This window comes from Streptomyces sp. NPDC096046, assembly GCF_040303285.1.
Taxonomy (GTDB): Bacteria; Actinomycetota; Actinomycetes; order Streptomycetales; family Streptomycetaceae; genus Streptomyces.
Window position 1 is genome coordinate 42,108 of sequence record NZ_JBEOSZ010000037.1, and the last position, 12,485, is coordinate 54,592.

Consider the following 12,485-nt stretch of genomic DNA (forward strand, 5'->3'; position numbering starts at 1 on the left):
GTACTTCGGCGGATGTGGCGCGGGCCACGTCCGCCGATGCTTTCCCCCATGAGTGAGACACCGGGCAAGCAGCAGAACACGGCCGCCTTCTACGGCCAGGCCGTCGCCTCCTTCGCCGTCGCCATGGCGGCCACCGCCGTCGGTATCTACCAGCTGAGCGCCGACGCCTGGGTGCGGGGCTTCCTCGCCATCGCCGTCCTGTACCTGGTCACCTCGTCCTTCACCCTGGCCAAGGTGATCCGGGACCGGCAGGAGGGGGCGACCCCCTCGTACGCCCCCTTCGAAAAACACTGAGCCTCGAAAGCACTGAGCAGCCGCCGAGAGCACTGAGCAGCCGCACTAAGCGCCCGCTCACCTTCGGCGGTATGGTGTTGCTCCTGCCAGTGGAGAGGGGCGAGTGATGAGTACGGCGGAGGAGACGGCCGACGGCGAGGCGCAGGCGTGGGGCGAGGTCACGCCCGACGCGGCGCGGCGGCTGCTGGTCGCCGCGGTGGAGGCCTTCGCCGAGCGTGGTTACCACGCCACGACGACCCGTGACATCGCGGGCCGGGCGGGTATGAGCCCGGCCGCGCTCTACATCCACTACAAGACCAAGGAAGAGCTGCTGCACCGCATCAGCAGGATCGGGCACGAGAAGGCCCTGGAGATCCTGCGGACGGCGGCCCGGCGCGAGGGCAGTCCCACCGAGCGGCTCGCCGACGCGGTGAGCTCCTTCGTGCGCTGGCACGCGGGCGGCCGTACCACCGCGCGGGTCGTGCAGTACGAACTCGACTCGCTCGGCGCCGATGCCCGGGCCGAGATCCTCGCGCTGCGGCGCCAGGTCGACGGCGAGGTGCGCGGGATCATCGAGGAGGGCGCGCGGTCCGGCGAGTTCGAGGTCGTCGACGTGCACGGCACGACGCTGGCCGTGCTGTCGCTCTGCATCGACGTGGCACGGTGGTTCAACGTCGACGGGCCCCGGACGCCGGACGAGGTCGGCGCACTGTACGCCGATCTCGTGCTGCGCATGGTCGGCGCCCGCGGCCAGGGACCGGAGGCCGGGCCTCAGAGGTAGTAGCGCGCCACGGACTCGGCGACGCAGACCGGCTTGTCGCCGCCCTCGCGTTCGACGCTGAAGGCGACGGCCACCTGGACGCCGCCGGACACCTCCTCGACCGCGCTGATCGCCGCGGTGGCGCGCAGTCGGGAGCCGACCGGGACCGGGGCGGGGAAACGGACCTTGTTCATGCCGTAGTTGACGCCCATCTTCACGCCCTCGACGGCGATCAGCTGCGGTCCGAAGAGGGGCAGCAGCGACAGGGTCAGATAGCCGTGCGCGATGGTGGTGCCGAAGGGGCCCGCGGCGGCCTTCTCCGGGTCGACGTGGATCCACTGGTGGTCGCCGGTGGCCTCCGCGAACAGGTCGATCCGCTTCTGGTCGATCTCCAGCCAGTCCGTGTACCCCAGTTGTTCGCCCACCGCCGACTTCAAGTCGTCGACGGACGTGAAGATCCTCGGCTCTGCCATGTCTTCCAGGCCTCTCGTGTGCAGGGGGTCTGCGTGCCCATATGTCTAAGCGACTGCTTAGCATGGTCGGCCGTGGGGGCTGTGTCAACGGACTCGGTAGGGTTCGACGGGTGCCTCAGATTCCAGAGAAGATCCATGAGCTCACGGTCGGCCAGCTCGCGGCGCGGAGCGGCGCCGCCGTGTCCGCCCTGCACTTCTACGAGTCCAAGGGCCTGATCGGCAGCCGCCGGACCGCCGGCAACCAGCGCCGCTACTCCCGGGACACGCTGCGCCGGGTCGCCTTCATCCGGGCCGCGCAACGCGTCGGCATTCCGCTGGCGACGATCCGCGACGCGCTCGCGGAACTCCCCGAGGAGCGCACGCCCACCCGGGAGGACTGGGCCCACCTGTCCGAGACCTGGCGCGCCGAACTGGAGGAGCGCATCAAGCAGCTGAACCGCCTGCGGGACCATCTCGCCGACTGCATCGGCTGCGGCTGTCTCTCCCTCGACACCTGCGTCCTGTCCAACCCGGACGACGTCTTCGGCGAACGCCTCACCGGGTCCCGCCTGATGGTCGACCGGAGCGGTCGCGGGTAGCGTCCGCCCGGCCCGCCCGGTACTCCGCCAGCCCGGCCGCGACCAGCCACGCGTTGGACCGCGCCCGTTCACCACCCGGCAGATACAGGACGTCCTCCAGTCCCACCCGCGTGGCCAGGCCCAGCCGGCCCGCGAGCCGCAGCACCGGCCAGGCGCCCCCGTCCTCCCCGTGCAGCAGGATTGGACGTCCGTGCGCGGCCCCGATCGCGGACAGCAGTGCCCGCGCGCGGGAGACGGCGCCCAGCGGGTCCGTGTCCGTCACCTCCGCCAGAACCCTCAGCACCCTCGGCCCGAGCGGTGAGGCCGCGAACCGCTCCGCCCCGTCGGTCCCGGACCAGATGCCGGCCTCCACGCCCACCCCGCGCTCCATGAGCAGGGCGGCCGTCTCCTCCGCCCCCGGCTCGTGCCAGTTGACCGAGGCGTGGTCGGGCAGCACCGTCCACGCGCGTATCCGCTCCAGCCGGGCGGCGGGGTCGGGCTCCGCCCACGCGCCCGTGGTCACGCCGACCGGCACCGGTACCCGCGCCCGGATCGCCGACAGCGTCGGCGCGAGCACCCGCGGCGACAACGTGTCACTCCCGCAAGGCGTCTTGGGGTGGACGTGGATGTCCGTCGCCCCGGCGGCGACGGCCTCGGCAGCCGAGTCGGCCATCGACTCGGGTGTCAGCGGCACGGCCACACCGTCGGCGGCCGTCCGCGAACCGTTCAGGCACACCTGCATCATGTCGTCGATGGTGCCAGTCGCCACCGACAGTGGGGGTGCGGCATCCCCGGCGCACCCCCCGCGCACCCGCATCCGTCAAGCCGACACCAACAGCCTCGCCCGCCGGGCGTACGCCAGGGACTCGGGCGTGAGCACGGGGCGCGGCACCAGGATTCCGCAGTCCGTGCAGACCGGTCCGGACGAGGGTTCGTGGTCCAGGTCGTACCTCCAGACGAGTTGCTCCCCACCGCACACCGGGCATTGCGAGCCGGGCTCGCGCTCCAGCGCGGCGATGAGCCGGCGCAGCACCTCGGCCAGCGGTTCACGGGGATGGACCGCCGGATCGTCGCACCACGCCACGCCGAAACCGCCCCAGGTCAGCCGGTGCCAGTCGTCCACACTGCCCGGCCTGCGCAGTCCGTCGTGCTTCTCCTTCTTGCGGCGCTCGGCGAACCCGACCTCGTAGGCCAGCCAGACCGCCCGCGCCTCCTCCAGTTCGTCCAGTGCGGCCACGAGCCGCACCGGATCGGGGGAGCGGTCCTCGGGCCCGAACCCCGCCCGGGAGCACAGATGGTCCCAGGTCGCCCTGTGTCCGTAAGGGGCGAACCGCTCAAGGCACTTGCGCAGCGAATAGCGCCGCAAGGCCAGATCGCACCGCGGATCGCGGACCTGTCTCGCCAGACTCCGGAAACCGGCCATCGTCCTGCACCTCCGTCACACCTGCACCTGTAAATCCGGTCACTTCGGCGTCGTCGTAAGGACGTCGCCGAATAGACGTATCGACAAGCGAATCGGCTCCATCCGATTTCAAATGGCCTCCATAAGCCGCCCGGAGGGGCTCGCGTGTCGACTGCCGTGCTCCGTGCGCCTGTTGTGCTGTCTCCGAAAAGTGACGCCTGTTCATCTTCAAGCCGGGGGATACCGGCGGTAACATCCGGCCCATCCCGTCGGGAGGAGCCCCCCATGCCACGGCACGCCCCACGCACCGTTCTCGACAGAATGAGAACTCCCAGCGGAATCCCCGGGTTCCTGAAGACAGCATCGGTATGCGCCCTGATCGCAGGTCTTTTGTCGCCGCTTGCCCCGGCTGCCGCCTCGGAAACAGCTGCCGCGCAGGTCACGGCTGCGGCGAACGACCACTGCGGCCATCAGTGTTCGGACATCCTCCCGCCCGGCCAGAACGGCAACGCCACCCTCGCCCAGATCCTCCTGAACCAGGCCTTCGGCACTCAGCCCGAACACGCCGAGGACCAGCTCGGGCCCTACGCGGGCCTGGCCAAGGGCTACCCCGGCCTCACCAACGACAAGATCAACACCTTCTTCAACGACGCCTCCTTCGGGGTCCCCGCCGACCAGGTCGCCTCCACCGTCCGGCCCGCCGGACGCGACGATGTGACGATCGTCCGGGACAAGAAGACCGGTGTGCCGCACATCACCGGCACCACCCGGTACGGCACGGAGTTCGGCGCCGGCTACGCGGCGGCCCAGGACCGGCTGTGGCTGATGGACGTCTTCCGGCACGTCGGGCGTGGTCAGCTGACCTCCTTCGCGGGCGGTGCGCCCTCCAACCAGGGCCTGGAACAGCAGTTCTGGAGGCACGCCCCGTACAGCGAGGCCGATCTGCAGGCGCAGATCGACAACGCCGTCGCCACCAACGGCGAGCGCGGACAGCAGGCCCTCGCCGACGTCAAGGCCTACCTCGACGGCATCAACTCCTACATCGACGCCTCCGACCGTGGGCGCTACTTCCCCGGTGAGTACGTGCTCACCGGGCACAAGGACTCAGTCACCAACGCCGGGACCATCGAGCACTTCAAGATCACCGACCTGGTCGCGCTGGCCTCCGTCATCGGCGCGCTGTTCGGCTCCGGCGGTGGTGGCGAGGTGAACAACGCCCTCTCGCTGCTGGCCGCCCAGGAGAAGTACGGCGTCACCGAGGGCACCAAGGTCTGGGAGTCCTTCCGGATGCGCAACGACCCGGAGGCCGTCCTCACCCAGCACGACGGCAGCTTCCCGTACGGCGGCAAGCCCGACCGGGCACAGGGCGCCGCCCTGCCCGACGCCGGCTCGGTGACGGCGGAACCGCTCGTGTACGACCGCACCGGCAGCGCCACCACGGCCCGTGCGACCGGCGCCTCCGGCGAAGCGGCGAAGGCCGCCCTCTCCTCGGCCAGGCGGGGCATGTCCAACGCCCTCGTGGTCAGCGGCGAGCACACCGCGAGCGGCCACCCCGTCGCCGTGTTCGGCCCGCAGACCGGCTACTTCGCCCCCCAACTGCTCCTGCTCCAGGAGATCCAGGGTCCCGGCATCAGCGCTCGCGGCGCTTCCTTCGCGGGCCTGAGCATGTACGTCGAGCTCGGCCGCGGCCAGGACTACGCGTGGAGCGCCACGACGTCCGGCCAGGACATCATCGACTCCTACGCCGTCGAGCTGTGCCGGGACGACTACCACTACCTGTACCGCGGCACCTGCACGCCGATGGAGAAGATCGAGCAGAAGAACGCCTGGAAGCCCACGGTCGCCGACGGCACCCCGGCCGGCTCGTACACCATGCGCGTCTGGCGCACGAAGTACGGCCCCGTCGAGTACCGCGCGACGGTCGGCGGCAAGCGCGTCGCCTACACCACCCTGCGCTCGTCCTTCATGCACGAGGCGGACTCCATCATCGGCTTCCAGATGCTGAACGACCCGGACTACGTCACGGGCCCGGACTCCTTCCAGAAGGCCGTGCGGCACATCAACTACACCTTCAACTGGTTCTACGCCGACTCCGAGCACACCGCGTACTACAACAGCGGCGACAACCCCGTGCGGGCGACCGGCGTCGACGCCGAGTTCCCCGCGTGGGCGCGACCCGCGTACGAGTGGCGCGGCTGGCAGCCGGAGACCAACACGGCCGACTACACCCCGGCCTCCGCCCACCCCCAGTCCACCGACCAGGACTACTACATCTCCTGGAACAACAAGCAGGCCCGCGACTACACGACCGCGCCCTGGGGCAACGGCTCCGTGCACCGCGGCAACCTCCTGGAGGACCGGGTGAAGAAGCTGGTCCAGCAGGGCGGGGTGACCCGGGCCGCCCTGGTGCGGGCCATGGCCGACGCGGGCCTCGCCGATCTACGGGCGGAGGACGTCCTGCCCAGACTGCTGAAGGTGGTCAACAGCTCGCCGGTCACCGACCCCGCCGCGGCGGCCGCCGTGACCAGGCTCCAGGCGTGGCTGGCGAACGGTGCCCAACGCACGGAGACCGCCGCCGGCTCCAAGAAGTACGCCGACGCCGACGCGATCCGCATCCTGGACGCCTGGTGGCCGCTGCTGGTCGAGGCCGAGTTCGAACCGGGCCTGGGCAGCGAGCTGTACACGGCCTTCACCGCCAACCTCCCCGTCGACGAGTCCCCGTCGGCCGCGCACGGCCCGACCGGCTCGCACGCGGGAAGCTCCTTCCAGTACGGCTGGTGGAGCTACGTCGACAAGGACCTCCGCGCGGTGCTCGGTGAGCAGGTCAAGGGCCCCCTGGCCCGGAAGTACTGCGGCGGCGGAGACCTCGAGGCCTGCCGGGACACCCTGATCGGCACCCTCAAGGAGGCGGCCGGCAAGACCGCCGCCCAGGTCTACCCCGGCGACGACGTGTGCGCGGCGGGCGACCAGTGGTGTGCCGACTCGATCAACCACCGTACCCTCGGCGGCATCAAGCACGGCAAGATCGGCTGGCAGAACCGGCCGACCTACCAGCAGGTCGTGGAGTTCACCTCACACCGGTGACGCACCACGCGGCGGCGGGTCAGCGGACGCGGCCCGCCGCCAGCACCAGCCGGGCCAGCTCCGGGTGCAGGATGTCGCTGTGCGCACCGGCCGGTGGGCCACCGCGTCTGACCACCGCCGCCGCGTCGACGTTCACGCACCCCGAAGCGGGCAGTGTCGCCTCCAGGGCCTCGGCGAGGGGGTACGCGCGCGTGCCCGGCACCGCGCGCACCCCGCCGTAGCCCATCGCGCCCCACTTGGCGCCCAGGGCCCGCCCCAGGTCCAGCTCGGCGGCCGACCGGCTGTCGCCCGCCATCCGGGACGCCAGCGGATACATCGTGCCGAGGGCCGCGTCGTGCCGGGAGTGGCAGCACACCAGGGGCCCGTCGACGCGGTTCTGCTGACCCTGGAGTACCCCTCCGGCCCGCGCGTCGTGCGGCAGCCGGGTCGCGAACGCGTAGTGCGAGAACGCCCCTTGGAGCAGCGTCACCGACTTCACCGTGCGCACGCCGTCGGGGAGGCCCCGCAGCGCGAACGACACCAGCCGCGCTCCGAAGCTGTGCCCGACGAGGTGCACGCGCACTCCCGGCGCCGCCTTCGCGAGCAGACCGACGACCCGGCCCAGACCCCGCTCGCCGACGGTCCCCGCGCGCCGCTTCATCGCGTAGTACGTCGCCTGCCGCAGCAGTTCGTGGGCACCGTCCCAGGGGTTGGGGATCCTGAACCCCTGCTGCGCCCCGGGCGCCTCCGGTTCCGCCAGTGCCCGCGCGAACTCCTCGCAGACCGCCGCCGACGACCCGGCGAACATCCGCGGGGCGCTCTGCGGCACGCCCTCCGCCACCGTGTCCGCCGCGAACAGCGCCTGCGGCCCGGGCGCCGCCACCTCCACCAGCGTCGCCACCAGCCGCCCGAACTCCTCCAGTTCGGCCTCCTCGGGCGGCTGCCGCTCCAGCAGCCGGGCGATCTGGTCGACCAGGATCGCGCGGCCCGGGAAGGTCTCCAGCAGCGCGTGCCGCGTGTCCTTGTCCAGCACCGGGCGTCTGGGCGGATCGGCCGTCACGGCCCGCGGGAAGTCCGGGACCGGCTCGTCGGAGAACCGCATGGAGGGCCACAGCACTCCGACGTATCCGATCCGGGCGGCCGGGGCCAGCCGCGGGACGGGCGCGAAGAAGCGGTCGTACAGGCGGGTCGCGCCCGAGCGGTCGTTGTTCCAGCCGTGCGCGAAGACGATCAGATCGCGCACGCCCCGCTCGGTCACGCCGGTGAGCAGCCGGTCGCGCCGGCGGCCCGCCGCGTCCCCGTCCGCGTCGAAGGCCAGCTCCCAGTACGGAGTCACACTCATCGCCGGATCCGCCATGACAAGCCCCCTGGTCCCCGGGTGACGCCACGATGTGGGCGCATCGTCCTGCCAACGGGGGAGCTTGGCCATACGTCACGGGCGCATCGGTGCTCAGCGGTAGAGGAGGTACTTCCGCCGCGTCCTGCGGAACGCCGCCAGATCCTCCTGCCATCCGGCCACCACCTCGTCGGTGTCCGCACCCGCGTCGATCATCGTGCGCACGCGCGTGGAGCCGGTGAGCTTGTCGATCCAGTGGTCCGGGCGCCAGGCGAAGCCGCTCCAGACCCGCTGGGCGGTCACGAGCAGGGCGATCCCCGTGCGGACGGGGTCGAAGGCGGCCCGGTCGTGCACATGGAGCTGGACACCGCCGATCGTCCTGCCCTGGTACTTCGAGAAGGTGGGCGCGAAGTACGCCTCCCTGAAGCGCACTCCGGGCAGGGCCAGTTCGTTCGCCGCCGCCGCCCAGCGCCGGTCGATGCCCTCCGCGCCCAGCAACTCGAACGGGCGGGTCGTGCCGCGTCCCTCCGACAGGTTCGTGCCCTCGAACAGGCACGTCCCCGAGTAGACCAGGGCCGTCTCGGGCGTCGGCATGTTCGGGCTCGGGGGCACCCAGGGCAGCCCGGAGGCGTCGTGGAAGTCCGACCGCTTCCAGCCCGACATCGTCACGGTCTCCAGTGGCACGGGCTCGGTGAGGAACTCCGCGTTGAACAGCCGCGCCAACTCGGCGACGGTCATCCCGTGGGCCTGGGCGATGGGCTGCCGCCCGACGAACGTGGCGAACTCCTTGTGCAGCACCGGCCCGAGGGCCGCCCGGCCGGTCACCGGGTTCGGCCGGTCCAGCACCACGAACCGCTTGCCCGCGAGCCCGGCGGCCTCCATGCAGTCGTACAGGGTCCAGATGTACGTGTAGAAGCGCGCGCCGACGTCCTGGATGTCGAAGACGACCGCGTCGACCCCGGACGCGGTGAAGACGTCGGCGAGCGGCCGGCCGCTCTTGAGGTACGTGTCGTAGACGGGCAGACCGGTCGCCGGGTCGTCGTAGCGGCCCTCGGAGCCGCCGGCCTGGGCGGTGCCGCGGAAGCCGTGCTCGGGGCCGAAGACGGCCCTGAGATCCACTCGGGTGTCCGCGTGCATGACGTCGACGATGTGGCGGGCGTCGCGCGTGATGCCGGTGGGGTTGGTGACGATGCCGACCTTCTGACCTTCGAGTGGCGCGTAACCTGCGTGAGCGAGTCGTTCGAAGCCGGTGCGGAGGTGTCTGTGGCGCTGGGCGGCGTCCGCGGTGGACACGGCCGACACGGCTGCCGCCGTGGCGGTGGTGATGACGGCTCGTCTGGAAGGGCGCATGCGGTGACCTCCTTGAGCGGGGACGTCGGCATGGGCACGGTATGCGCTCGCGCGGGCCGTGGGGAGGCTGCCGGGCCTGTGGCCTGTGGCCTGTGGCTTGTTGCGCGGTTCCCCGCGCCCCCAAGGGGCGTTTCGCACCTCTTCCGCCGCACATACCGACCGGTTAGTCTGACGCCATTGCAGAGCCGCGAATGAGGAGACCGATGGTGGGAGCCTTTCAAGAGGCCGGAGTCGTTGTCACGGGGGCCGGCGGCGGAATCGGGGCCGCGCTGGCCCGACGGTTCGCCGCCGAAGGGGCCCGGGTCGTCGTCAACGACCTCGACGCCGAGCGGGCCAAGCAGGTCGCGGACGACATCGGCGGCATCGCCGTGCCCGGCGACGCCTCGGAGATCGCCCGCGACGCCCGCGACGCACTCGGCGGGACCGTCGACGTCTACTGCGCCAACGCCGGTGTCGCCGCCGACGGCATCGAGCCCGGGCAGCCGCTGGACGAGCAGGCGTGGGCCCTGTCCTGGGACGTCAACGTCATGGCTCATGTGCGGGCCGCGCAGGAACTGCTGCCCGGCTGGCTGGAGCGCGGCAGCGGGCGCTTCGTCTCCACCGTGTCCGCCGCCGGGCTGCTCACCATGATCGGGGCCGCCCCCTACGCCGTCACCAAGCACGGCGCGCTCGCCTTCGCCGAGTGGCTGTCGCTGACGTACCGGCACCGGGGCGTGAAGGTCCACGCCATCTGCCCCCAGGGCGTGCGCACCGACATGCTGGCCGCCACCGGCAGCGCGGGCGACCTGGTGCTCCAGCCGACCGCGATCGAGCCGGAGGCCGTGGCGGACGCCCTGATCGAGGGCATCGAACAGGACCGCTTCCTGATCCTGCCGCACCCCGAGGTCGCCGCCTACCACCAGGCCCGGGCCGGTGACCCCGACCGATGGCTGTCCGGCATGAACCGCGTCCAGCAGCAGTGGGAGGGGAGCCGGTGACCGAGTCCCGCTACGCGGCCCAGCCCTGGCTCGACCTGCTCAGCGACGCCCAGAAGGGCGCGATCAACCCGGCCGCCTCCCTCGTGCACGCCCTGCGCCGGGCCGTGGCCGAGACACCCGACGGCGACTTCCTGGCCTACTTCGACGGCCGGCTGACCTACCGCGAGGTCGACGAGCTCAGCGACTCCGTCGCCGGGCATCTCGCCGCGCGCGGTCTGCGGCACGGCGACCGGGTGGCGGTGCTGCTGCAGAACTCCCCGCACTTCGTCCTCGCCGTGCTGGGCGCGTGGAAGGCGGGCGCGGTCGTCGTGCCCGTCAACCCGATGTACAAGTCGGGCGAGGTGTCCCACGTCCTGCGGGACGGCGAGGTCGCCGCGCTGATCTGCTCGGACCGGGCCTGGGAGTCGTACCTGCGCGAGACGGCGGCGGACTCGCCGGTGCGGATCGTGCTCACCGGATGCGAGCTGGACTTCCAGAGCCGCGGCGACGCGCGGGTGCTCGGCTTCGAGCGGCTCGCGAAGGCCCCGGACGCCGACGACCTGGTGACCGTGGCCCGGGCCGGGCACGAGCCGCCCGCCGACCGGGACCCCGACGCCTCCGGGATCGCGCTGATCAGCTACACCTCGGGCACGAGCGGCACCCCCAAGGGCGCCACCAACACGCACGGCAACATCATGTACAACGCCGAGCGGCAGCGGACCGGACTCGGGCTGCCCGAGCGGCCGGTCTACTTCGCGCTGGCGCCGCTCTTCCACATCACCGGCATGGTGTGCCAGCTCGGCGCCTGCCTGAACAGCGGCGGCACACTCGTGCTGGCCTACCGTTTCGAGCCGGGCGTGGTGCTGGACGCGTGCGCCGAGCACCGCCCGCACTACACGGTCGGCCCGTCCACGGCCTTCATGGCGCTGGCCGCCCACCCCTCCGTCACCCGCGACCACTTCTCCTCCTTCCGGGTGATCTCCTCCGGCGGCGCCCCCCTGCCGCCCGCCCTGGTGGAGAAATTCCGGGCCGGCTTCGGACCGTACCTTCGCAACGGCTACGGACTGACGGAGTGCACCGCCCCCTGCGCCTCCGTGCCACCGGGCCTGGAGGCCCCGGTCGACCCGGTGTCCGGGACCCTCGCCGTGGGACTGCCCGGCCCCGACACGGTCGTACGGATCGTCGACGACGCCGGCCGGGAGGTGCCGTTCGGCGAGCAGGGCGAGATCGTCGTCCGCGGCCCGCAGGTCGTGCCCGGCTACTGGCGCCGCCCCGACGCCACCGCCGAGACCTTCCCCGGCGCCGAACTGCGCACCGGCGACATCGGCTTCATGGACGAGGAGGGCTGGCTCTACGTCGTCGACCGCAAGAAGGACATGATCAACGCGTCCGGCTTCAAGGTGTGGCCCCGCGAGGTCGAGGACGTCCTCTACACCCACCCGGCCGTGCGCGAGGCCGCCGTCGTCGGAGTGCCCGACGGGTACCGCGGCGAGACCGTCAAGGCCTACATCAGCCTGCGTCCGGACGCCGACACGGACCCCGATGCACTCGCCGCCTACTGCAAGGAGAGACTGGCCGCCTACAAGTATCCGCGCCAGGTGGAGATCCTGCCGGACTTGCCCAAGACGGCCAGTGGGAAGATCCTCCGTCGGGAACTTCGTTCCCGTACGCGAGGCAATTGACAGCAGAACGGAAAGGCAGGTGGCGGCAGTGCCCAGGACCACGGACTCGGACGGCACGCCCGTGCCTCAGCGGCTCCTGGCCGCCGCCACCCGGCTCTTCGCCGAGCAGGGCTACGACCGCACCTCGGTGCAGGAGATCGTCGAGGCGGCCGGCGTCACCAAGGGGGCGCTGTACCACTACTTCGGTTCCAAGGACGACCTGCTGCACGAGGTGTACGCGCGTGTGCTGCGCATCCAGCAGGAGCGGCTGGACGCCGTGGCGGGCTCCGACGAGCCGGTCGAGAAGCGGCTGCGGGCCGCCGCCGCGGACGTCGTGGTGACCACCATCGACAACCTCGACGACGCGATGATCTTCTGGCGCTCGATGCACCACCTCGGCCCCGAGAAGAACAAGCAGGTCCGCGCCGAGCGCCGCCGCTACCACGAGCGCTTCCGCGCGCTCGTGGAGGAGGGCCAGGAAGCGGGCGTCTTCTCCCGGGCGACCCCGGCGGACCTGGTGGTCGACTACCACTTCGGCTCGGTCCACCACCTGTCGACCTGGTACCGCCCGGACGGCCCGCTCAGCCCCCAGGAGGTCGCGGACCACCTGGCCGACCTGCTGCTTCGCGCGCTGCGTCCGTAGGGGCGGGCAAG

General features: G+C 71.6%; 12 protein-coding genes. 7 read left to right on the forward strand and 5 right to left on the reverse strand.

Annotation, left to right across the window (positions count from 1 at the left end):
• Window positions 1–48: 48 nt before the first annotated feature.
• The gene (locus ABTX62_RS27050; protein WP_352118646.1) at window positions 49–294 is read left to right on the forward strand and encodes a YiaA/YiaB family inner membrane protein; all 246 of its coding nucleotides are present in this window, start codon (window positions 49–51) and stop codon (window positions 292–294) included.
• A gap of 106 nt (window positions 295–400) precedes the next feature.
• Entirely contained in the window at window positions 401–1,054 is a 654-nt protein-coding gene (locus ABTX62_RS27055; RefSeq protein ID WP_352118647.1) for a TetR/AcrR family transcriptional regulator, read from the forward strand.
• Here the strand turns inward: ABTX62_RS27055 and ABTX62_RS27060 are convergent.
• Window positions 1,045–1,506 carry a MaoC family dehydratase gene (locus tag ABTX62_RS27060; RefSeq protein ID WP_352118648.1) on the reverse strand — a complete coding sequence of 154 codons (462 nt, stop codon included), beginning with the start codon at window positions 1,504–1,506 and terminating at the stop codon, window positions 1,045–1,047. The genes ABTX62_RS27055 and ABTX62_RS27060 overlap by 10 nt on opposite strands.
• 110 nt (window positions 1,507–1,616) lie before the next feature.
• Between ABTX62_RS27060 and soxR the strand changes: the two genes are divergently transcribed.
• A complete protein-coding gene (soxR, locus tag ABTX62_RS27065) occupies window positions 1,617–2,084 on the forward strand; it encodes a redox-sensitive transcriptional activator SoxR (RefSeq protein ID WP_352118649.1) in 468 nt (155 codons plus the stop codon).
• Here soxR and ABTX62_RS27070 read toward each other — a convergent pair.
• Window positions 2,041–2,808 (reverse strand): 3-keto-5-aminohexanoate cleavage protein, encoded by a 768-nt coding sequence (locus ABTX62_RS27070; protein WP_352118680.1) that lies wholly within the window; start codon window positions 2,806–2,808, stop codon window positions 2,041–2,043. The genes soxR and ABTX62_RS27070 overlap by 44 nt on opposite strands.
• 75 nt (window positions 2,809–2,883) lie before the next feature.
• Window positions 2,884–3,486 (reverse strand): hypothetical protein, encoded by a 603-nt coding sequence (locus tag ABTX62_RS27075; RefSeq protein WP_352118650.1) that lies wholly within the window; start codon window positions 3,484–3,486, stop codon window positions 2,884–2,886.
• Between the two features lie 264 nt (window positions 3,487–3,750).
• On the opposite strand from ABTX62_RS27075, the gene ABTX62_RS27080 reads away from it, so the two are divergent.
• Window positions 3,751–6,549, forward strand: a complete 2,799-nt coding sequence (locus ABTX62_RS27080) for a penicillin acylase family protein (RefSeq protein ID WP_352118651.1) — start codon at window positions 3,751–3,753, stop codon at window positions 6,547–6,549.
• A 19-nt stretch (window positions 6,550–6,568) separates the two neighbouring features.
• On the opposite strand, the gene ABTX62_RS27085 is transcribed toward ABTX62_RS27080, so the two are convergent.
• On the reverse strand, window positions 6,569–7,885 hold the full coding sequence (locus tag ABTX62_RS27085; RefSeq protein ID WP_352118652.1) for a serine-threonine protein kinase: 1,317 nt from the start codon (window positions 7,883–7,885) through the stop codon (window positions 6,569–6,571).
• 93 nt (window positions 7,886–7,978) lie between these two features.
• On the reverse strand, window positions 7,979–9,214 hold the full coding sequence (locus ABTX62_RS27090; RefSeq protein ID WP_352118653.1) for an exo-beta-N-acetylmuramidase NamZ family protein: 1,236 nt from the start codon (window positions 9,212–9,214) through the stop codon (window positions 7,979–7,981).
• A gap of 203 nt (window positions 9,215–9,417) precedes the next feature.
• Between ABTX62_RS27090 and ABTX62_RS27095 the strand changes: the two genes are divergently transcribed.
• The 3 genes from ABTX62_RS27095 to ABTX62_RS27105 are packed head-to-tail and all read left to right on the forward strand — an operon-like array spanning window position 9,418 to window position 12,474.
• Window positions 9,418–10,191: an SDR family oxidoreductase gene (locus ABTX62_RS27095; protein ID WP_352118654.1), complete on the forward strand. Its 774-nt coding sequence runs from the start codon at window positions 9,418–9,420 to the stop codon at window positions 10,189–10,191.
• Window positions 10,188–11,852 (forward strand): class I adenylate-forming enzyme family protein, encoded by a 1,665-nt coding sequence (locus tag ABTX62_RS27100; RefSeq protein ID WP_352118655.1) that lies wholly within the window; start codon window positions 10,188–10,190, stop codon window positions 11,850–11,852. Before ABTX62_RS27095 ends, ABTX62_RS27100 begins: the two co-directional genes overlap by 4 nt.
• A gap of 28 nt (window positions 11,853–11,880) precedes the next feature.
• On the forward strand, window positions 11,881–12,474 hold the full coding sequence (locus ABTX62_RS27105; RefSeq protein ID WP_352118656.1) for a TetR/AcrR family transcriptional regulator: 594 nt from the start codon (window positions 11,881–11,883) through the stop codon (window positions 12,472–12,474).
• Window positions 12,475–12,485: the final 11 nt, after the last annotated feature.